18 protein-coding genes and 2 pseudogenes are annotated in these 20,994 nt (G+C 41.5%); 1 reads left to right on the top strand and 19 read right to left on the bottom strand.

Annotation, left to right across the window (positions count from 1 at the left end; all coding sequences use genetic code 11):
* Positions 1 to 112 precede the first annotated feature (112 nt).
* From lepB to BLV33_RS19585, 8 genes are all read right to left on the bottom strand, one after another.
* Positions 113 to 763, bottom strand: a complete 651-nt coding sequence (gene lepB, locus BLV33_RS19625) for a signal peptidase I (protein ID WP_090795436.1) — start codon at positions 761 to 763, stop codon at positions 113 to 115.
* Positions 764 to 1,330: 567 nt separating this feature from the next.
* Positions 1,331 to 2,305 (bottom strand): alpha/beta fold hydrolase, encoded by a 975-nt coding sequence (locus BLV33_RS19620; RefSeq protein WP_253187116.1) that lies wholly within the window; start codon positions 2,303 to 2,305, stop codon positions 1,331 to 1,333.
* Complete coding sequence (locus BLV33_RS19615) at positions 2,292 to 2,864, bottom strand: MarR family winged helix-turn-helix transcriptional regulator (protein WP_090795434.1); 573 nt, start codon at positions 2,862 to 2,864, stop codon at positions 2,292 to 2,294. The genes BLV33_RS19620 and BLV33_RS19615 overlap by 14 nt, the downstream gene beginning before the upstream one ends.
* Before the next feature lie 1,006 nt (positions 2,865 to 3,870).
* The gene (locus BLV33_RS19610) at positions 3,871 to 4,671 is read right to left on the bottom strand and encodes an ABC transporter permease (RefSeq protein WP_090795431.1); all 801 of its coding nucleotides are present in this window, start codon (positions 4,669 to 4,671) and stop codon (positions 3,871 to 3,873) included.
* Entirely contained in the window at positions 4,668 to 5,621 is a 954-nt protein-coding gene (locus tag BLV33_RS19605) for an ABC transporter ATP-binding protein (protein WP_090795427.1), read from the bottom strand. Before BLV33_RS19605 ends, BLV33_RS19610 begins: the two co-directional genes overlap by 4 nt.
* A 19-nt stretch (positions 5,622 to 5,640) precedes the next feature.
* Positions 5,641 to 6,735, bottom strand: coding sequence for an ArsR/SmtB family transcription factor (locus BLV33_RS19600; protein ID WP_090795424.1), 1,095 nt, complete (start codon positions 6,733 to 6,735; stop codon positions 5,641 to 5,643).
* A 330-nt stretch (positions 6,736 to 7,065) separates the two neighbouring features.
* Positions 7,066 to 9,210 (bottom strand): protein translocase subunit SecD, encoded by a 2,145-nt coding sequence (secD, locus tag BLV33_RS19595; protein WP_090795422.1) that lies wholly within the window; start codon positions 9,208 to 9,210, stop codon positions 7,066 to 7,068.
* A 774-nt stretch (positions 9,211 to 9,984) separates the two neighbouring features.
* Positions 9,985 to 10,518, bottom strand: coding sequence for a hypothetical protein (locus BLV33_RS19585; RefSeq protein ID WP_139305777.1), 534 nt, complete (start codon positions 10,516 to 10,518; stop codon positions 9,985 to 9,987).
* Between the two features lie 222 nt (positions 10,519 to 10,740).
* Here BLV33_RS19585 and BLV33_RS28885 point away from each other — a divergent pair.
* Positions 10,741 to 10,839: pseudogene (locus tag BLV33_RS28885) on the top strand (FMN-dependent NADH-azoreductase); the annotation flags it as partial.
* A 157-nt stretch (positions 10,840 to 10,996) separates the two neighbouring features.
* Here BLV33_RS28885 and BLV33_RS19580 read toward each other — a convergent pair.
* The 11 genes and pseudogenes from BLV33_RS19580 to tenI form a co-directional block, all read right to left on the bottom strand.
* The gene (locus BLV33_RS19580) at positions 10,997 to 11,764 is read right to left on the bottom strand and encodes a 3-oxoacyl-ACP reductase (protein WP_090795412.1); all 768 of its coding nucleotides are present in this window, start codon (positions 11,762 to 11,764) and stop codon (positions 10,997 to 10,999) included.
* A 15-nt stretch (positions 11,765 to 11,779) separates the two neighbouring features.
* Positions 11,780 to 13,240, bottom strand: coding sequence for an acyl-CoA reductase (locus BLV33_RS19575; protein WP_090795409.1), 1,461 nt, complete (start codon positions 13,238 to 13,240; stop codon positions 11,780 to 11,782).
* Positions 13,237 to 14,364, bottom strand: a complete 1,128-nt coding sequence (locus BLV33_RS19570) for a LuxE/PaaK family acyltransferase (RefSeq protein ID WP_090795405.1) — start codon at positions 14,362 to 14,364, stop codon at positions 13,237 to 13,239. Before BLV33_RS19570 ends, BLV33_RS19575 begins: the two co-directional genes overlap by 4 nt.
* Positions 14,364 to 15,692, bottom strand: a complete 1,329-nt coding sequence (locus tag BLV33_RS19565) for a solute carrier family 23 protein (protein WP_253187115.1) — start codon at positions 15,690 to 15,692, stop codon at positions 14,364 to 14,366. The genes BLV33_RS19570 and BLV33_RS19565 overlap by 1 nt, the downstream gene beginning before the upstream one ends.
* 15 nt (positions 15,693 to 15,707) lie before the next feature.
* Positions 15,708 to 16,361 carry a thiamine phosphate synthase gene (thiE, locus tag BLV33_RS19560; protein WP_090795402.1) on the bottom strand — a complete coding sequence of 218 codons (654 nt, stop codon included), beginning with the start codon at positions 16,359 to 16,361 and terminating at the stop codon, positions 15,708 to 15,710.
* Positions 16,358 to 17,176, bottom strand: a complete 819-nt coding sequence (thiD, locus tag BLV33_RS19555; RefSeq protein WP_090799067.1) for a bifunctional hydroxymethylpyrimidine kinase/phosphomethylpyrimidine kinase — start codon at positions 17,174 to 17,176, stop codon at positions 16,358 to 16,360. The genes thiE and thiD overlap by 4 nt, the downstream gene beginning before the upstream one ends.
* A gap of 35 nt (positions 17,177 to 17,211) precedes the next feature.
* Complete coding sequence (locus BLV33_RS19550) at positions 17,212 to 18,231, bottom strand: thiazole biosynthesis adenylyltransferase ThiF (RefSeq protein ID WP_090795398.1); 1,020 nt, start codon at positions 18,229 to 18,231, stop codon at positions 17,212 to 17,214.
* Positions 18,231 to 18,995 (bottom strand): thiazole synthase, encoded by a 765-nt coding sequence (locus BLV33_RS19545; protein ID WP_090795394.1) that lies wholly within the window; start codon positions 18,993 to 18,995, stop codon positions 18,231 to 18,233. The genes BLV33_RS19550 and BLV33_RS19545 overlap by 1 nt, the downstream gene beginning before the upstream one ends.
* A 5-nt stretch (positions 18,996 to 19,000) precedes the next feature.
* Positions 19,001 to 19,204 (bottom strand): sulfur carrier protein ThiS, encoded by a 204-nt coding sequence (thiS, locus tag BLV33_RS19540; RefSeq protein ID WP_090795391.1) that lies wholly within the window; start codon positions 19,202 to 19,204, stop codon positions 19,001 to 19,003.
* Between the two features lie 13 nt (positions 19,205 to 19,217).
* Positions 19,218 to 20,330 (bottom strand): annotated as a pseudogene (gene thiO / locus BLV33_RS19535) (glycine oxidase ThiO).
* Positions 20,317 to 20,943: a thiazole tautomerase TenI gene (gene tenI, locus BLV33_RS19530; RefSeq protein WP_366414825.1), complete on the bottom strand. Its 627-nt coding sequence runs from the start codon at positions 20,941 to 20,943 to the stop codon at positions 20,317 to 20,319. Before tenI ends, thiO begins: the two are co-directional and overlap by 14 nt.
* Between the last annotated feature and the right edge of the window lie 51 nt (positions 20,944 to 20,994).

Here is a 20,994-nt window from a genome sequence, read left to right as displayed (position 1 = left end):
TCGCCTATCTCATGAACCAATTCTCCTCTTCCATTGACTTTTCCTTTTAATATTCAACTATCCTGCCCGTTATCGGAGTAAGGCTGTCGATCCATCAGCAGGCTTTATTGAATTACTCTTTGTAACCCAATACCTTACCAAGTATACTTTCTTTTGAAATTGTGCCAAAGTGTCTGCTGTCTGCACTACGAAACCAATCGTCACCAATAATATAATACTGCCCATTGGGTACCTGAATTTCTTTTTTATTGGAATCATCGCTTTCTTGGATCCACTTCGCATTTCCTTTGAAGTTATTGCGAATGTTATCGGTGATTTCAGAACGGTTGGAAGTTTCTATTAGTTCATTAACATTCATCCCAAGTCGGTGTGCCTGCCCATAAAAGGAATCAAGTTGTCTTCCGTCAATATAAATCTGACCTTTATCAATTCGAAATTTTTCCCCAGGCAAGGCGACAACTCTTGAGATTTCATTCTCGCTTAAATTCATTTTCGAGTTCGCCAATTTCGGGTTCCGATAATAAATAATGTCTCCTCTTTGAACAGAATGTGTTTTGTAATAAGTTTGGTCAACAACGATATCGACGCCATCAAATTCATGGTGACCACGATCCATGTTGTCATAACCGTGTTGGTACACATTCATCCCCTCAGTGGACCTTACCTTATTGATATCCTGTTTCGTTTCGTTATCCCGTAATGGCTCCTGAGTACACGCTGGTAATACAACAGCAATTAACATTATTAATACGCTCAATCGCATTAATACACCTCCAAACGTATCCTATGATATTATTATACTTCGAAAAGGATGCATGGACTCCCATAATTTATTAAATATTCCAGAACTATACATATTTTTGTCCAAGCTATGGGAACAGGTTGGCTTATAAATATCTGCTGTTCGTACATCGGATTTAAATTCAATCATAAGTAAACCGCCCATTAAATAGGCGGTTAATTAAACTATCGTTCTCCGTTAGCTGAATGAAGTTGGTTCTTCTTTTGTTGTTATCAGTTCAGCTCCATTTAGTTTAAGAAATCCTTTAATAGGTACAAAACTGAAATTGAAGACAAAATAGTAACCCCGCTAATGATAAATGTCCTTATTGCCCTGCTAATAAAGTGTTGGAATTACCTTTGTCATATTGATTGATAAGACTGATAATGACCCTCCTGTTACACCAGTTACTATTACAATTGGCTGGAAAATACTTATTTTTTTTATAATCGGACTTTTGTTGATTAATTATAAAGGACTTAAGAAATACAGCGATGCGCTCTCCCACGCTGGTTAGTTTCACTGCCCATAACACTAAAAAGAGAACTATTATTGATTCATCTTTTCTATCTTGATTATTTCCAGCAATGCATCAAAGAACAGATCAGGTTGTTCCATCATTGTCATATGTCCAGCATTGGGAATGATGTATATACCTTTATTCGGGGCTTCTATCTCTTCAAAGTATGTTTGTGAAATGACGTAAGGGGCTTGCCAATCATTCCCTCCCAAAATGTAGTATATTGGTACTTTATAATCTGCCGTTTCAGTGCGGAGGTTAAAATCACCTAGAAATTTATGAAGATTGGCATTTGCCCGGAAAATTTTCATAAACGCGATAATATCCGAAACCCTGAAAATGGGACTTTTGAAAACAGTTATCCAAATCGTAAGATCCAACTTCATACCCAATTTATATTTTCCTTGAAGCTTTCTAACCTGTTCACACTTTTTCAAAAATGCTTTGTTAAAAACAATTCGATGTCCAGGATATTCACCGATTGATTCTAGCCTCTTCATAGATCTTTTATCACCGGATTGCTCGATCATTTCTTTCACTTTGTTATACCCAACTCGCTCATTTTCCAACATACTGACAACCTGCCCTGTGCCTATATAATAGGCTGCCTCTTCGGGATACTTTCTGATGAACACCGAACCTAAAACACTTCCCCATGAATGGCCGAGTATAACGATCTTTTGCCTGTTATATTTCTTCTTCAGGTATTGGATGATTTCAAACAAATCCTGCAGCAGCAAGTCAATTGTAGGGAGCTTATCCGGATTTTTAGTCAATGTTTTTCCAGCTCCGCGTTGGTCCCAATGAACAACGGTATAGATTTCCTCCCATTTTTCCTGGAACGCCCTCGTAAACAAGGATTCAGCCGAGCCGGGTCCTCCATGCAAAAACAGCATTACGGGATTATCGTAGCTAGTTCCCAAATGATATAAAAATTGACTGATACCATTTATGATTACGTATTCTTCAAGACAAATAGGCCTCTCCAATTTATTCTTCATCATTTGCACTCTCCATTTTTGACAGCTTTCTCCGCCTTTCAAATTCCATTAATACTCTTGCCTGTATTTCATCTTGATTTTCAACTGGTTCCAAGCTGCCGTCATCTTCAAAACCATCCTGGTCTTCACCGTCAAAACGATACATTTTCCTCAACAGACTCCACATTTGTTCCAATTCCTCCGCTGAGAAATCTGTAAAAAGATCCATCAAAAAATATATTCCTTTTTCAGCGGATTCCAGTAGGAGTTGTTTTCCCGCTTCTGTGATTTTTACATTGACTGCGCGCTTGTCCTTCCGATTGTTTGTAATGAGAACGTATCCTTTTTTCTCCAAAATCATGATGATTTGCTTAACGCTCTGTTTGGTAGTGCCAAGTTTTCTTCCAATGTTATTGATTGTTGTTTCATCTTCCTGTAAATGTGCAATTGCCAACATTGCCATATACTGTCTGGATGTCAAGTTCTTCAGGTAGCTGTCGCCTTTTATCTGGATCTTGTTTGCAAGTGAAAACAGGGTCGCGTAAGTCTGCTGCATCAAAAATATTTCTCTGTAAATATCCATAAACATCTCCTCACTTTGACATTATACTGTCTAACAGAATCATAACAAGAAGGAGATTATTAGTCAATATAATGTCTAAATCTGAAAAGAATTTTGAGTGTTAAGCAAGGACGCTAACAGACGAGCGAAAAATGCAAAAAACCACTTGCACTTGTGCCAGTGGCGTTCCATAACGAAAATGGCTTGCCCTGAGGCCAGCCCAAACCTGTTAGGATTCTGTTTGAGTATTCGTCGATGCAGAACGCGGCAGCAGAATCAGATACCGTCTTCCTACGTGACGCCAATCAGGGAAATTAATCATCGCTACTAGCGATGCGCTCTCCCAACTGAGTTAAGCCTCCTCTATTCCACTAAACTGCCCGTTAGCACAGCGTAGGGCAGCAACTCCAAGCCTAAATAAGTTATGACTAAGAAATATATTAAGTTCTTTAGCCAATTTAAAAGCCGTAGTATAATTTTCATTTACCGTCACCTCGGTGAGTTCTTACCCTATTTTAGTATCGGGTAGGTAAATGTTTATTAAACATAACTGCCCGTAACGGACTTAGTCCGTATTTATAATCCATGTTGCTTAGTCGGGAATGAGTTCAAGTTCTTGTCAATCTCGGGAATGTGAACAAGTTCTTGTCATCAGAAAAAGACAAGAACTTGTTCACATAAAATAAAATAGCCGGATATTCGTGGCAATTAATGAGATAAAGTTCTTGTCACCCGACAATTACTTTGGTATTTAGTGTTTACTCTAAAAATGTTTCTTTTCTAGCAACTGCTTCTCTACAAAATCAACAAGAGTTTGATTTTTACGATTTAATCCAGTGTAGTAAATGAGTTCATGACTGAGCTAATTGCAATGTAAATTAAACAAAAAGCCTTCTTTCCTATAGTAGGATTGAGGGCTTCTGCTTTCAATGACTCGGCGCAAACTCCCAGGTCAGGCATTATTCCACTTTGCAATTTGAAACATTAAATTCTGGCTTTTTTAACTTCCCCTACCTTATCTATAAGTCTATTTGTCCAACCGCCAACTGACTATTCGGTTCACTATAAACAATGAAATCAGGCTAAAAACTAGCATAACTGCGCAATCCAACATTACGTCCTCCGTCCACCCGACTGTCAAAACCTTACGCATCGCATCGGCGGCATACGTTGTCGGAAAAGCGTACGAAATCCATTGCAGTGGCACGGGAAGTTGATTCATCTCCACCATGATTGGAGACAGAAAGGAAACGAACATCATCAGGGCTTGACAGAGCATATTGGTCAATTGGTGATTTGGTGACCAGAATCCGAGAATAACCCCGATGCCGACCACGCTAAACAAGCAAAGTAAGATTACAATCGGTAGGCCTGGAGAATAATGAAGTCGAACTCCGTATATCCATTGGCCAAGCACTCCTAAAATGAAAAGAGATGGAAGCGTGTTCATCAGTCCACGCAGCATGTTTGCAAGCACGAAGTTGTTTTTAGATATTGGAAGGGAAGCATAGAACGTAAAATGGTCCTGATGCTTTTGCCAAGAGATTTCCTGGCCAATCCCGTTCATGCCCATAACTATAACGCCGAAAATGAGATTACCTGCAATGATCTGCACAATCATTTCATCACTGGGATTCACCGTGTAAAACCGCATAAACAGAATGGTCGATAGAGGAAACAACGTTGCCATCAGAAGTACCCACGCCCAACTGTCCTTGACGATCGCAAACTGAATACGGAACAAGATCGAAGCTTCCGTCCACCAGCGTCGTGGTCCGCCCTTAATTCTTGGCGGTTGTAGCCCTAGTGGATTCAAAGGGGCGTTCATGCACCGATCACCTCTTTTGCTACGTGCCCATCGATATGAAAATAAACATCTTCTAGACTAGGCGGGAGGACGGAATATTCCTCGATCGGAAGATCTCGTCGTGAGATGATTGCATCCAACACGGCACTTGCCTGCGTTTTATCCACCATTAGACAGATGCGGTTTTCCCCGCTTCCCTGGACGATTCCCCACTGCGCTAACTCTACTTCGGCTTCCTGACGTTTTCCGAAGACTGTTTGGATCTCAAACTTCAATCGCTGATCTACTCGTTGCTTCAGTTTTGCTACGTTGTCGATGGCAAGAAGCTTTCCATGGTTGACGATGGCCGCCCGGTCCACTACATGCTCTGCTTCCAGCACGTTGTGCGTCACCAAGATGACCGTAGCACCGCAACGGTTATGTTCAAGAATGAGATTCCAGACCAACCGGCGTTTTTTTGGATCTAGCTCATTGGTCGGCTCGTCGAGAATCAGCACCGGTGAACTTCCGATAAGCGCCGTTCCGATTCCAACTATCCGTTTCTGCCCGCCTGAGAGCCGTTTCAACTGCATGTCACGGATATCGGTCAACACAAATCGATCTAATAATTCCTCCGCTTCCCGTTCCGCCGCTTTCCGGTTCATCCCGCGTAATCGGCCGGTGAAGACCAGCGCATCGATCACTTTTAAAGCCGAGAGAACATGCGGTTCTTGTGCGTAATAAGCCACTTGGCTTGCGACAACGTGTGTTTGTTTGAACACATCCAGTCCGTTATACAACACCCGGCCTTCGGTCGGCTTTAGATGTCCCACCAACTGTTTGATAAGCGTCGATTTCCCTGCTCCGTTCGGACCAAGCACGCCCAGAATTTCGCCTCTCTGAATGGTGAAAGAAATATCGTCGTTGGCTTTGATCTTACCCTTCTTGTAGAGCTGGCTGACATCCTCAATTTCGTATATCCAATTGTCCATTGAAAATCGTCTCCTTCGCTCACCGCAGAAGCAAGCGTTTGGTTTGGTCCATCATAATACTCAGCCGATCAGTGTCTAACTCATAGTAGATCCGATTGTCCGACCGGGTGATCCGAATCAAGTTCAAGTCTATCAGCAGATTTGTATGGTAGTTGATGGCAGCAGGTGTCAACTCCATCAACTGCGCAAGCTCGCCTGCATACCGATTACGCTCCTTCAGTAGTTCGATCATGTCTAGTCTCCGTTTATCGGCGATCACCTTCAGGAACTTCTCGATCGTCTCTTTCTCTTCCCGCTGCCAGGCCAGTGCGTCGTTTCGAAAACCAAGAATCATCCAATCAGGCCGGGACTCTCTTTCAATATGGCGGAAATCCATTCGAACCTGCGAGATGTAGCTAACATGAATCCGAGTGGGCTTCACAATAAGCCCTTGATTGGAATTCGCCAGATCTCCGAACGCCCGTTCTGGATGTCCTGCGAAATGTTCTGCGTACCGGACGGCCCCTTCCTCCCCAAGCTCTTTGAGACGGTCCCGAATCACCGCGAAGCCTTGTTGAAAAGAATCGAGAACGAGCAGCGTCCTCAGCTTGAATTCCTCATGGAAACGTATATGCTCCATTAATTCGGCGTGGACCTCTGCATCCGGAATCGGATGCGCTGCGACCAGTTGATACAGAAGAACTGGATCTTGGCGAACCATCTCATAATTGTTCCCGCCTAGCCAATCTGAACCTGCCCCCGCATAGACAGCTTCAGCCAGCATGGCCACCAGTTCCTCACCCTGCCGCGATTTGTAGAGTTCCAACCAAGCTTCCACGGTCTTCGGTTCATCAACATCGTAAAATACCTGGTGCAAGACATTATCCAGACGGTCGTAAGTCAAACTTTTCCCGAAGAAACGGGCCATCTCCTCTTTAACATGCCGAGACAGTTGACTTATCAACACATCCATCATCTCCATGAATTCGGTATCCGGAGTAAACCTCAACTCCCGTGCAATCTCACTCATGTACTCTACTTTGGCAATCATCGTCATTGCAGCAATAAACTCTAAGGGTTCACTGTAACCGAATCTCATGCTCTTTCCTATCTCTTCAGGGTTAAAGATGATCAATTTCTCCCTTCATTTTAATTCAATATTAATTAAACAAGAATGAATACTATTTAAATATTTATTTAAATACATCTTACCAGACCCTAATTATACTGTCAATATTTGTTATTCTATTTGTACACTGTTTTCGCCAATCTAATATGACCGTAAGCTGACGATTAAGCTTGTCCAGAAATTGACCGATATCGTTATCCGTTAGCTTAATGATTTGGGGTCATCATGATAATGTCATTAGGTTGCTTTTCAATATTCAGAAATTAATAAGGTTCTTGGCATCAACCGATGACAAGAACCTTATTAAAATTTTCTAGCAATCCTCAAATTGTTAGTTTAGTCAACATTGACCTTTTTATTATCAAGTTGGCTTTTCACATTTCGAGAATTTTTCAATAGTAACCAAATGGGGCTCGCAATAAATATTGAGGAATAAGCACCACTGATGAGCCCAAAGATCATCGCTAAGCTGAACAGTCGAATAGACTCACTTCCAAAATAAAGAGATATTGCAGCAATAAATACCGTAACAACCGTATATATCGAACGAGTCATCGTTTGCCTTATACTGTTATTAACAAGTATTTCTAGATCATTAAATGATCTTAATTTTGAAAAACGTAAATTTTCACGAATTCGATCAAAAATGACAACGGTATCGTTAATGGAATAACCAATAATCGTTAACACTGCGGCTATGAAGGTAAGATTAACTTCTAGTCTGAGTATTGAAAAAAGGCTAATTACGATAAACACATCGTGGAGCAGTGCTAAAATTGCAGCTATCGCAAACCTCCACTCAAAACGAATTGTTATATAAATTAAGATACCCAAGCTAGCAATCAAAACGGTGATAATCGCATTTTTCCCTAACTCTTGGGCAATATCAGGACTAACTTTATTTTCTTCAAAAGACACTTGATTCCCAAATGTATTGGTTATGGCGGACTTTAGTCTATCCACCTCAAATTGATCTAGAATCTTGCCAAATCGGACTGTCGTATGCCCTCCTTGGCCGACATTAACCGAATCTTCTTTAATAGTTCCGGTACTTTGAATGATTTTTTCAATTTGGCTTTTCTCAACCGTTTTTCCTAAGGATATATCCAGATTAGTACCTGCTTTAAAATCTACCCCAAAATTAAATCCCCATATGGTCAATGATAGTAAGCCAATAAGCGTTATGGTTCCTGAAAGGATAAAAAATTTCCGGCGATGTTTAACTATATTAAACAAAAATCGATCTTTGTTATTGCTGTCACGAACTCCAAAAAAGACCGGATTGTTTATTAAATTAATTCGAATTAATAAATTTAGGAGAAAACGTGAGAAAAATACATTTGACAAGATACTCACTAATATACTTAATATCAGCGTCAAGGCAAACCCTTTAACTGCGCCGTTTCCTAACCAATACAATACTGCACCAGCAATAATTGTCGTTACGTGTGCATCGATAATGGTTCGAAACGAATGGCGGGATCCTGCTATTAATGCTGAAGATAACGATTTCCCGCTGTGAATCTCCTCTTTTATTCGTTCAAATGTGATGATATTTGCATCGACAGCCATTCCTATTCCAAGCACGAAGGCAGCAATTCCTGGTAAAGTAAGTGTGGCTTTCATCAGAAAAAAGACAAGAAGAAGCAACCACGCATAGCTAATAATACAAATATTGGCTACGAGTCCGGGAGTTCGATAAATGCAAAGCATGAATATCAAAATAACAAGAGATGCAATTATGCCGAATTTGATTGTCTTTTCTAACGACATCTGTCCTAAGTTTGGATCTACCTTTTGTATGTATTTTTCGCTCAATTTCAGTGGTAAAGCACCAAGATTAATTGTATCTGCTATATTTTTGGCTTTGTCGTAAGTGAATGAACCCTCAATAGTAGCCTCACCGTTTGTAATTACATTACGAATGGCGGGTGAGGAAAGCTCTTGGTCGTCCAGATAGATGGAAAGCGGTTTTCCTAAAAGCCGGGTTGTTACATCTTTGAACTTATTAATATCTTTTGTTTTTATAATAATGTATGGTTGGTTCGTTTGTGGGTTAAATCCGACTTTTGCGGCATTTTCAACAAAATCATTACCTAACATTTCTTTCTTTCCATTAGGACCACGAAAACTTAACTCAGCGGGCTTACTTAATATTTGCCTTACTTCGTCTGGTTTCTCTATGCCCGCTAATTTCACACGAATATGATCATTACCTTCTACCGTGACATCAGGCTCGGCTACATAACCGGTTGTCCTACCGATGCGATCAATTAAACTCTTTGCGGTTTGTACTAAAGCTTCATGTGTAACGGGTTTATTGCCTTCAATAGGTGAGGCTTGATATAGGGTTTCAAACCCACCTTTCAAATCCAGCCCCAGCTTAATATTATTCGTAATTTTAGAAGATGTGGTTAGAACAAGTGTGGCCATAAATACAAGTATTACCATCAACAATGTTAATTTCTTAAAATTTATCATGTATTAAGCTCTCCATTTCATTTAATATTTGCATTTAAATGAATGGGAAAGAAACTAAGTAACGGGATTTGTATTTTATAGGAAATAGGAAATAGAGAAGTTTTATAAGAGGGATATATGAGTAAATATGGTTTTTAAACTTCGTTGAAATGATAACATTAAGGAGTATGATAAAGATAAAATCCGGAAGGTCGGGGAAGTAATTGTGTTTACTGTTTTCAGTAATAATAAAATTATTCGTCGCTACATATTCATTTTCAGCTACAATTGATTGTTTAACAGTATGATTCGCACTTGAAATTAGGTGTTGGGTAGGACTAAGACAAGCCAAAATCAATACAATAACAGACAAAAATAAATATATAAACTTTTTCAAATTTATCGCCTCCTTTCCATAAGATGTTAAATTATTATAACACCATCCAATGCCGTATTGCATATTTCTTCCGTTGCAAAGGAATCGTTATTGCCATTGCCCTTAAACGCCATGGGCCATCGGCCATTAGCTTGTCGATACTGCTGATTTCGAAAGTGTCACTATGAACGAATTTGGAACCGGCGAGAACACAAATTGAGCATGAAATGGCAAAATTCTTTGCCTTGGATCTGGATAAACGCATTTCCTGCCCCTCAGTACAGATCGTTCATTATTAACAATCGGAAATATATCTATATACGTTTCCAATTTATGGTTGGTTACATTAATCTGTCCGCTACTCCAATAAACCAAAAGTGCAGCAAGCTCCTCCGCTATCGTTATCTGTCCAACACTTCCTAATAATTACTTTGATATTTTTCAATCACCTGTTCAATTTCGGGAAGGATTCTTTCACAAATTGAAATAGCATCTTGAACTATTAGCCTGCCACCTATTCTATATTTCCCATCAATTGTACCGATTGAACCCGTAGCATCTGAAACGTAAGACCTCTCTTTATCTTCATAAAAGAATCGTTCTCTATCCCTTCCTTTTCCTATTGCATATTCCTGCTCGTGCTCATGCATATTCCGTATATCTTCAAGATATGGAATTTTTTCTATTTCAAAGAAGAACTTTTCAAATTCCGGAGCAATTTTTTTACCTTGCTTTAACCATTCAAGAGAGCGATGTAAAGCTAAAATAAAATAATATTGTGTAATTAATCTACTATCCGTGATAAGTTTAAAATTATCAAAGGAACCACCGAGATCAAACGATTTATCAACTATATTCAATAATTCAACACCTTTCATATTCGCTTCTTTAACCCATCTTCTCGAATTATCGAGTATATATACATTTTTCGATACAGTATCATGATCCATCATAGATCTCTCCAATCTACATACGAGAAATTATACACCTTTCCAAATCATACTATATTTTGGTTTTGATTGTTATACTATCCTGCCCGCAATGATCTGGCCTATTTATTGATCTCAAGCGTTCCAAATTTGAAGGTCTCTTACAGAAAGGTATTGACCCTGACACTAGTGGAAGGGATTAAACTGGAATCGAAAGCAATAGTCAAAATAAGGTGGGAGACGGGAATGAGAAAGGTTTTATTCGTAAAGGCAAATAATCGTCCAGTAGAACAAGCAGTAAGTGTTAAATTGTATGAAGCTTTTTTGAAAAGTTATGTGGATTCCATTGTTCTTTTCCATAAACTCCTCCGAGTCAACTTTCATTAATAATTATTGCTCCTACTTTTTAATTTTTCGGATCTTCCGACTTATAATCAATATAGCTCATAAAGCTTGCACCAATACCTGATTTTTTCAACAATCGAATTTTGCAATAGCTCAACTACACCATTACCAGCCCGCCATCTACCTTTATGCATTGACCCGTCACAAATGAACTCAGGCTTGATGCCAAAAACAAGGCAACATTGGCGATATCCTGAGGAACTGCAAGTCTATGTAGTGGGGTAAGCTTTATAATCGCATCTCGAATATCTTCTTGTGTACCCTTACTTGAATCGGTAGATTCTGTAAGCCCAGGTGCAATTGCATTAACCGTAATTCCAAACCTGCCTAATTCCTTTGCCAAATTTCTCGTATAACCTAACAAAGCTGATTTGGCCGTTGTGTAATCGTGGTAAGGGACAACCGGGAAATCTACAAGATTAGACACCATATTGATCATTCGGCCTGATAATTGCTGTTTCATAAAGGGCATAGCTGTTATGCATATATTAAACGCCCCATGAACGCTTCCCTCGATTTGCTCTTGGTAATCTATCCATTCCAGTTCCCAAGCTGCTTTCCTTTTCTTCGGATTAAAGCTGTAGGGACTCAGAGCATTATTCACAATAATATCCAATGATCCAAACCGTTCAACGGTTTGCGAGAGCATAGCCTCAACATCTTCGAGAATTCTAACATCTGCTTGTATTGAAATAGCTTGTCCTCCTGCTTGCTGGATTTCTTTTACAAGTAGATCTGCCCGTTCCTTTTGATGCAAATAATTAATAACCACGATTGCGCCTTCCTCAGCAAAGGATTTAGCTATAGAAGCACCAATACCCCGACTTGCTCCTGTGACTACGGCAACCTTATTATGAAGCAGCATATTTATTCACCCCTTTTATTCAACATCCGGATCATATTGCTCCGCCAATTCCTCTGTCCCTTTTTCGATATCAACATAACGGATTAAATCTACTAAATTAAATCGCCCATCATGGTGCCAGCCTGGCTTTGCTTGATTCATTGCACCCAATGGACAAATTCGACTCACTCCAGCCTCCCCGAGTGTTTGTGCTAAATTTAATAATCTTGCTGGACTGACTGCAATTCCACAGGATTGTAAATAAGTTCTGAAGGAAGATAAGAAAGGAATCCCCTCTTCTAGCTGTTTGCAAGCATATACATGCACGGTTCGATTTAGTGGAGAGCTTTGAAATCCTGGTTTCGTATGATAAATGACTGTCCAAGCCGTATTTTGCTTACTCTCATATACAAAAACGTCGTCATGTTCGAATGTATAACGATTTCTTTCATTTTGAATCGCCCAAGCTTCCGCGTCCGTTAAATCTGCACGTGGTTTTCTTAGCTGCATTCTATCCATTTCCGCAGCTAAATTCTGGGCAAATTGTTGTGGGCTCAAGCTCCCTCCTTCTTCAACAAATACTGATTGTGGCGAGAGGCAGCTCTGTTGATCATAGAGAGCTATATCTGCAGCTAGGCGAGCAATCGTATCGTCCATCCGATCAGGTGTCAATGCTTCTTGGCCAATCATCGCAAAGCTGATCCGATGTCCAAAGGTCAAACAATTTTTATGGATAGGTATACGCGGGCGAATATTCTCAAGCGTCTTGTTGCTTCCATAAGTAATTATTGCATCGGCCATTTCAATGGCCGGGTCTTCAAATTCCCTATTTCCCCCCTGCCATGGAAGAATCGCAATGGCATCTCCCAAACGTTGATCAACCTCAGCTAGTGACTCCGCAAACCAGACTGCCATTAGAGGTTCTGCTGATGAAGTCTTCCCTAGTTGGGCCGATTTTAAGAGCAACCCCATAATAAGACTCCAAATCGAGATTCCGGGAACATTACCGGAAAATATATGAAAAATCAGCTTAGGACCATAGATTCGACTGAATCCGCCTGACTTTCTTGGCCGAAACTCATCCAACATCGCTGGATTATCGAACTCCTCATCGAGGAATCGCAACAGTTCTTTTTTGCGAAAAGTCCGCATATAGCGTTTGAGCTGAAGGCGAATCATATCCGCATCGTAGCCAGTCACATAAGGAAGCAGCAGCTCAGCTAATCGGCGTTGTGGGTAATTTGGGTCTAACCACTTGTGTACGGCGAGGTCAATTTTATCTATGATCTCGGAAGTGGTAAGCAGCGCCAAATAATCATGTCGATTTTTTTCAAGCCTACATGAAATTTCGCGAATTTTTTGTTCATTTAATGTAGGAAACATCAGTGAATAAACACCTTGCGGAGTCTCGATTTGTTGGATTTCTTGCTCATCCACCGACATATCAACGGGTAGCTTATACGCTTGAATTCGATAAACAAATGGTCTCGTATTCATATATTTACCTGTATGTTCAAAAATTCATCTACGGCAATGGAACAGCCCCGCGCTTCGCTGCCTTGGATTCTACCCATTAATTGAAAGCCATGTTCATGTCTAACCCCAAGATCCTCTGTCAGAATGGCCGTACAAGAATTCCAATTCGCCAAATCATAATGCGCCAAAACACCACTTTTGCCATTTTCAACCGGTTGCAGCGTATTCGGATCCAAAACACAAGTCCTTAACCAAGCAGGACCTGCCTTCATGTAGTTAATCTGACCGCTATTCGACAAATTCTCATAAATGGTTTGGTCATAAAATTGTGAGCTCAGCTCTGTCATCCCGTACATATTTATGCAGAATGCTCTTTGCACATGAAAGTAAGTATAGAATTGACGATAAAGCGTCTCAACCTCTATTTCACGTGATTGTCCCTTAAAACCGCCTGTATCCAAAATGCGACTTCCCGGAGGAAGCTGAAAGATTAAGTTATGTGCTTCGCAATAATCTAAAAAATGGACGTAAGCGAAGGTAGCTCCTAAAAGAAGCACTGGTTTCCCTAACGCTTCCGATTTCTTTAAAGTACTAACAAGTGCCTCCATTTGCAAACCATGTTCATTAAAGAAAAACTGGCTATCCGGACTGCCATATCGTTCAACAGCAAGGGATAAATAACGGGATAGAGACGAGTTTACATTCCTATCACGTGCGGGTGAAAGCACATATTGGGTCATTTTTTCCAGATCCGGCATTACAAAGTGCTTGAAAGCACTAGTCATGGAAGCATCCCAAACGTCCAAAGTCGGATGGAATTGCCGCCCTTTATGCTCAGCATTCGTTGTTCCGCTAGTCATAAAAACAGCCTCTGCCTCATCGCTTGGTTCACAAGACAGCACCGCATTTTTGAAGGCTTGGATTGGAACGGGCGGAATATCACGCCAGTTTTTTACTGTATAGGGAGTTTTGCGTTTTAATTGTGCGTATTTTTGAAAAGCTCGGTTGTGTTCATATTGAAAATGAAACAATTGCAACGCAAGCGAATTAAAAGCTGCTTCACTAGCATTCTGTTCCAGAGATAATGAAGCATTAGCGATAAATTGCAAAACCTCACGATTTATGAATGCAGAAGCTTCTCGCATTAGCTCTTACTCCTTCGTAAAAATAATGGAATATGGACTAAAAATAGTTGTAAGAATATAGCACTGCACGCACCTACCAAAATACTATTCGTCAAAATAGTACCCCAAATCCCTGAGATTTGTGTAAAATTTTCAGGCAAGGCAATGGCAAGCAATAAAGATAAACCCGCTATTGTATAATTCGCCTCGGTTTTTGGCATTTTCACTAATATCGAGATACCCGACATCAGCAATCCAGCCGCAGCAGGTAAGAATAGACCGCCTACAACTGCATCAGGGGTCAGAGCCAGCACCGCGCCTGCTTTTGGCACAAAGCCCAATACAAGAAAAATCACACCAGCCATAATGACCGGAAACCTTGAACCTACTCCAGTTAGACGAAGCAGTCCTACATTTTGCGCATAAGCTGTTGTCGGTGTACCACCAAGAACGGATGAAATCATCGAGCCTACGGATTCACCAGTAAAAGCAAGCTTAATGCGCCGAGAATCAAGCTTAATATCAACCATTTCTGCGGCAGCATGATAAACGCCCATAGCTTCAATAACGGCAACGATATAAGCAATAAAAAATGTAAGAATGATACCTGCATCCCAAGTGAACGCACCGTAAGGAAATAATTGAGGAAGACCAAACCAGCCTTTTTGCGAAATAACCGAAAAATCAGTCTTTCCCATAAAGACAGACAACAAGTCTCCAATAATTAAAGCAATTAAAAAACCATACGATTTCCACAGCCCTTTTCCGAAATTCGATAAAAGGATAACAATGACAGCTGTTGTAATGGATAATAGCAAATTAGGACCGGAAAGAAATCCAGGCATACCAGGACTGCCGCCTAAAAACTCAAACATCGTGAAATGTGAAAGCGCAATGCCTACGACACAAATGACAGTTCCAGACACAACTGGAGTGAAAAACTTTTGAAGCTTGCCCAGCAACCCGGTGACGGACATAATGAAAACTACAACTGCGCTAATCAAAATAGCACCGCCTGCTGCCGAGAGTCCATTCGCTTTACCTGAGGTGATCATTAAAGAATCAAAAGCGGCTGAAGGACCTTGAACTATGGGCAATCGGGCTAATCTAGTTGCTTGTGTTAAAGTAACAAGACCTGCGGCAATAAATATCGCATTAACCAAATTGGAAGCCATCGCCAAAGGCAGACCAACCATTGCAGCAATAAATAAGGGGTCTAACCAAACATTAGATACGAATACATGCTGTAAACCGTAAAGAAAACTCTGGACAAGAGGCATTTTACGCTCAATATCGCGACTCAGATCGGGCACAGATTCATTACCGGCAAATTGAATATTTTGTTCCAAATTAAAGATCCCCTTTCATTTGGTATGGTAATTGTTCACGATTTGCAGTATTTCCTCTGCAGCCTTTTGTGGTGAAGCGGCTAAACTGATTGCAGATACGACAGCAACACCGTCAGCTCCGGACTCCACAACCTTTTCCGCCGTTTCAGCTGTAATACCGCCGATCCCAACTATGGGAATAACGATGCCGTTTTGCCGTATTTCACGGATCATTTGGGGTCCTTGTACCTCTCTCGCGTCGAGCTTAGTTAAGGTCGTATACATGGGACCTGCCCCCAAATAATCTGCACCATTACGTACAGCTATTTCAGCTTCAGCGACATTATGTGCAGAAACACCGACTATTTTATCCAACATATTAGCTCTAATATTCAGAAGGGAATCATCTTCCTGTCCAATATGCAGGCCATCCGCTTTCAATTTTAAAGCCAGCTCCACGTCGTCATTTACTATGAATAAAACGTCATGCGCTTTACAAAGCTTCCTCAGCTCACTGCCAAGGTAAATTGCGTCTTGACCTGTTAATGCTCCCTTACCTTTTTCACGAAATTGGAAAGCAGTTATCCCTCCAACAATCGCTTCATGCAAAACGATTAACGGGTCCTTGACACAATTCGGACTCCCCATAACAAAATAGAGTTTCAAGCGCTCCTTTAATTTTGATTTCATACCTTTGTCCTTTCGTTCATGCGATTATAAGCCCAATGGTTGGTTGGCCCATGACCATGACCTAACCCTAGCGGGTACGCAATTGCCGATTGGATAAAACTTTTTGCAGTTTGAATGGCATTCTGCATCGTAGAGCCCTTGGCTAGCTCGGATGCAATCGCTGCCGCAAATGTACATCCCGTACCGTGTGTATCTTTGGTTAATATCCTTGTTGCAGTAAATTTCGTAAAAATTTTACCATCATACAAAATATCTATAGCTTCTTCACTTTCTTTTCCATGACCGCCTTTTACCAATACATGCTTGGCGCCCAGCTTATAAATTTGTTTGGCTGCTTCCTTACGATCCTCTAAAGTTTCAATCCCAAATCCTGCTAGAACCTCCGCTTCGAGAATGTTGGGAGTCACTACTTCCGCTAGTGGAATGAGCACCTTGCGCATAGCCTCCACAGCATCTTCTCGTAATAATGCAGTACCGCCTTTAGCGATCATGACGGGATCAACGACTAAATTAGGCCAGCCGTATTTTGTAATTTGGCAGGCTACGGCTTCGATAATCTCTTTGCTGAACAGCATGCCTGTCTTCAGTCCCTGCGGTTCAAGATCTGTTCCAATGGAATCTATTTGCTGAATAATGATGTCAACTGGCAATGCAAGAACACCTTGCACACCAAGCGTATTTTGTGCTGTGACAGCAGTTATAACAGACATGCCATAAACACCTAGTTCTTGAAAGGTTTTGAGATCGGCTTGGATCCCAGCACCGCCGCCGCTATCTGAACCGGCAATCGTTAATACTTTACTTACTTTTGCCATCATGTTTAATGACTCCTTTAACACAAATTAAAATATTAGCCAAGATAACGAGTATATAAGCTGCGTGCCTGTGCGATATCCTTCGTGCCATGAATGAGTACACGACCGTCTTGAAAAATGACTAGACGATGATTGCCAATTGTAAATGAAATGAGATAGGGGTTAGCCTCAACATGTCCCCCTTGCTGCATAAGTGTTTGCGCAACTTCTTTCATGTTTCGTGAAAAAGGCTTGGCGGGTCGGATTTGTACGGTATCACGTCCACATAAGACTGCGGAATGGGATAGATTTTCGCTTAATAAATAGGGGTATGTTCGTTTCTCGCCACAGGAAGGACAGTTAGGTTTTTTCAATTTATCGGCTTTTATCGCGCAATGTGCATTCGTCCACAAATCAAAGCTAATGAGTTTGCCATGTAAAGAAATCAAATCTTCCACTAGGATTTTTAAAGCCTCGCTGGTTTGGTAGGAAATGACCATTTGCACAACAGGAGCAATAACACCCACAGTATCGCAGGTAGCTCCTCCCATCGGCATATTTTCCAAGAGGCAATTCAAGCAGGTTGTAATCCCAGGTAAAACGGTAAAGGTTAGGCCATAGCTGCCTACACATGCACCATAAATCCACGGTATCCCTATCTTTTGGGAGATGTCATTTATTAAGAGTCGTGCTTCAAAATTGTCCGTTGCGTCTAAAATCAGATCAACGCCCTTGACGAGATCTTCGATCTCTCTAATCGTCACATCCATGATATGCGTTCGAATATCTACCTCTGAGTTGATTTCCTTTAATCGGTGTCTCGCGGCAATGGCTTTAGGCAGCCGCTGCCGTGCGTCTTCTTCATTAAAAAGCTGCTGCCGCTGCAAATTGCTCCATTCGACATAGTCACGATCCACTATTGTAATCGTACCGACACCTGACCTAACTAGCGTTTCCGCAATCCCAGTACCCAAGGCGCCAGCTCCGATAATTAAAACATGCTTCTGACCCAGCTTTTCCTGCCCCTTTGGCCCGATAGGCTTAAACAGCTGCTGTCTGGAATAACGTGCGTTCATTATTTGCTCATTCCTTCTGCAGGACTGCTTGCCGTGGCATAACGCTTCTTTGGAATGCGTCCGGCTTCAAAGCCTAAACGTCCTGACTCTATGGCTAATCTCATCGCCAATGCCATTTTGACAGGATCTTTAGCTCCAGAAACCGCGGTATTCAATAGAACAGCATCGGCACCCAGTTCCATTGCAATGACAGCATCCGAAGGCGTACCAATTCCTGCGTCAACAATAATAGGGACACTCGCTTGCTCAATAATCAAACTTAGATTAAGAGGGTTCACAATCCCTTGCCCTGAACCAATGGGTGAAGCGCCCGGCATAATGGCATGAGCCCCTAAATCTTGAAGTCTTTTGGCCAATAACACATCATCCGAAGTATAAGGCAAGACAATAAAACCTTCCGCCAATAGCATTTCAGTCGCTTTTAACGTTTCAATCGGATCTGGGAGGAGTGTCTTAAAATCCCCGATAACTTCAACCTTGATCATATCGCACAGCCCGGAAGCCTTAGCTAGTCTCGCAATCCGTACGGCTTCTTCAGCTGTTTTGGCCCCAGCCGTATTCGGGAGAAGAGTAAATTGCGATAAATCCAGCATTTCCAAAAAATTCGGTTGCGTGGGTTCAAAAATATTCATTCTCCGCACAGCAAAAGTTAAAATTTGCGTCTCCGATACTTTAACAGCTTCGCGCTGCACCTCAAAGCTTGGAAATTTACCCGTTCCTAAAAGAAGTCTTGAATTAAATGTATACGATCCTATTTTCAACATATTTATCATCCGCCTCCTACAAAATGTACGATCTCAATACGATCACCACTGGATACCGTTGTGTTCAAATGATTCGCTTTTTCCAAAATAACCTGATTCAACTCAACAATCACAATCTTCTCTTCTAAACCTAAATGCAACAAGAGCTGAGAAATCGTGGTTACCGTTTCGGGTACTCCTATAGGGTCCCCATTAATAATTAGTTGCACAATATGCACTCCTTTACTGTTGAATTTGATGACGCGCGGGTGAGAATGCAGATAAATCCAGCGCATTGGGTTCTTTGCCTTCTACTAGATCCGTCATGATTTTACCCGTAATCGGGCTTAATAAAATACCATTGCGATAATGGCCCATTGCGATAAAAAGTCCTTTAAGATTCGGCGCTTCCCCTAAATAGGGAAGACCGTCAAGGGTTTGCGGGCGAAGCCCTGCCCAGCTTGTTTCCCAACGAGCGGAAGCAATGGAAGGAAGCAGCTCCTTAGCCTTGCCCATCAAAGTAAAGAGACCTTCCATACTCACAGATCTATCGTAAGAATGCTCAATCATTGTTGCACCCACAACGATTCTGCCGCCTTGTTTCGGGACCAAATAATGAAAAATAGTGGATTGAATGAGAGGCGTATGGGTCACTACAGAGAAACATTCCCCTTTGACTGGATATACGTTCAAGGATAACCCTGTTTGCTCTAGAAGCTGATTCCCCCATACTCCCGTTGCCATAATAACCTGATCACCATGTATAGTTTCTTCGTTTGTAATAACCCCTCTTACTTTGCCATTCGTTATCAAAAGCGAATTAACCTCAGCATATTCCCTTATTTCAGCACCAAGAATAGCCGTTGCTTTAACATAAGCCGTTGAAAGCCTAGGTGCTAATACTTGGCCTTCGTCGGGAAAATACATCGCGCCTAGAATATGGTTTGAAAGCGCAGGTTCCCTCTCTAATGCTTGCGAAAGGGTGAGCCATTCTACTTGCTCGCCTGAGCTTTGTTGAAAAGTCACAGTGCGGCGATATTCTTCAACATGTTCTGGGAGAAAAGCAATTTTCAACATCCCCTTTTGAACCAGGCCGATGTCCAACCCACACGTTTCTTTTAATTCCTCTGCTAGCGTAGGAAACATTCTTCTGCTACGCCGCGCTAGCTAAAAGAGTGGCCCTCCGTCTTGCATCTCTGCTTGCGCTCCTAGCATTCCCGCCGCTGCGCCCGATGCCCCGGAAGCAATACGATCCCGTTCCAAAAGAAGAACCTTGAAGCCCTTCTTCGACAGATGAAAGGCAATGGACCCGCCGATTACTCCGCCACCTATAATAATCACATCATAACCTGTCATCCGATCGCCCCATTTGTAAAAAATCATAATATGCCTTTGCAGCGAGTACTGGATTTTCAGCATCAAGAATACCGCTCATTACGGCAATTCCCCTTGCTCCATTACGCAAAATTTCCCTTGTGTTCTCTGGTTTAATTCCACCGATGGCAATGACCGGAAGAGACACATTCCCCATAACTTGACGTAAAAGATCCACTCCCTTACTAGGTAAACCCGGTTTAGAATCTGTCGGATAAATATGCCCAAAAATAAGGAAATCCGCGCCTTCATCCTCCGCAAGTCTTGCTTCATCAACCGAATGTACAGACTTTCCAATCTTTAGCCGCGGAAAAAGACGTTTCACTTGATTCACTGCGAGACTATGATAAGTAAGCTGCACCCCTGAAATACCCATAGCAGCCGCAACGTCTACGCGATCATTCACAATGATACATTCCGGAGAAACACCGGCAGCCAAGAGAAGCTCGATCCCGTTTATCAATTCGCGAGCCGTTTTCGTTTTTTCTCGCAGATGAAAAGCAGTTACATACTGTTTTATCCTCCCGGCTAATAGAGCAAAGTCATCTAAAGCTAATTTGTTATTTGAAATAATATGTAAACCTTCATAAATCAATAATGAAACACCTCCAAATACATAAAAGACCACTTCTCCTAAGAAAAGTGG

The organism is Paenibacillus sp. GP183, assembly GCF_900104695.1.
Classification (GTDB): Bacteria; Bacillota; Bacilli; order Paenibacillales; family NBRC-103111; genus Paenibacillus_AI.
This window is presented reverse-complemented; position numbering and strand designations above follow the sequence as displayed.

What these genes read in the sequence shown, in the direction of transcription:
- lepB (WP_090795436.1), bottom strand. Translation starts at nt 763, where the DNA reads ATGCGATTGAGCGTATTAATAATGTTAATTGCTGTTGTATTACCAGCG.
- BLV33_RS19620 (WP_253187116.1), bottom strand. Translation starts at nt 2,305, where the DNA reads ATGATGAAGAATAAATTGGAGAGGCCTATTTGTCTTGAAGAATACGTA.
- BLV33_RS19615 (WP_090795434.1), bottom strand. Translation starts at nt 2,864, where the DNA reads ATGGATATTTACAGAGAAATATTTTTGATGCAGCAGACTTACGCGACC.
- BLV33_RS19610 (WP_090795431.1), bottom strand. Translation starts at nt 4,671, where the DNA reads ATGAACGCCCCTTTGAATCCACTAGGGCTACAACCGCCAAGAATTAAG.
- BLV33_RS19605 (WP_090795427.1), bottom strand. Translation starts at nt 5,621, where the DNA reads ATGGACAATTGGATATACGAAATTGAGGATGTCAGCCAGCTCTACAAG.
- secD (WP_090795422.1), bottom strand. Translation starts at nt 9,210, where the DNA reads ATGATAAATTTTAAGAAATTAACATTGTTGATGGTAATACTTGTATTT.
- BLV33_RS19585 (WP_139305777.1), bottom strand. Translation starts at nt 10,518, where the DNA reads ATGATGGATCATGATACTGTATCGAAAAATGTATATATACTCGATAAT.
- BLV33_RS19580 (WP_090795412.1), bottom strand. Translation starts at nt 11,764, where the DNA reads ATGCTGCTTCATAATAAGGTTGCCGTAGTCACAGGAGCAAGTCGGGGT.
- BLV33_RS19575 (WP_090795409.1), bottom strand. Translation starts at nt 13,240, where the DNA reads ATGAATACGAGACCATTTGTTTATCGAATTCAAGCGTATAAGCTACCC.
- BLV33_RS19570 (WP_090795405.1), bottom strand. Translation starts at nt 14,364, where the DNA reads ATGCGAGAAGCTTCTGCATTCATAAATCGTGAGGTTTTGCAATTTATC.
- thiE (WP_090795402.1), bottom strand. Translation starts at nt 16,361, where the DNA reads ATGAAATCAAAATTAAAGGAGCGCTTGAAACTCTATTTTGTTATGGGG.
- thiD (WP_090799067.1), bottom strand. Translation starts at nt 17,176, where the DNA reads ATGGCAAAAGTAAGTAAAGTATTAACGATTGCCGGTTCAGATAGCGGC.
- BLV33_RS19550 (WP_090795398.1), bottom strand. Translation starts at nt 18,231, where the DNA reads ATGAACGCACGTTATTCCAGACAGCAGCTGTTTAAGCCTATCGGGCCA.
- BLV33_RS19545 (WP_090795394.1), bottom strand. Translation starts at nt 18,995, where the DNA reads ATGTTGAAAATAGGATCGTATACATTTAATTCAAGACTTCTTTTAGGA.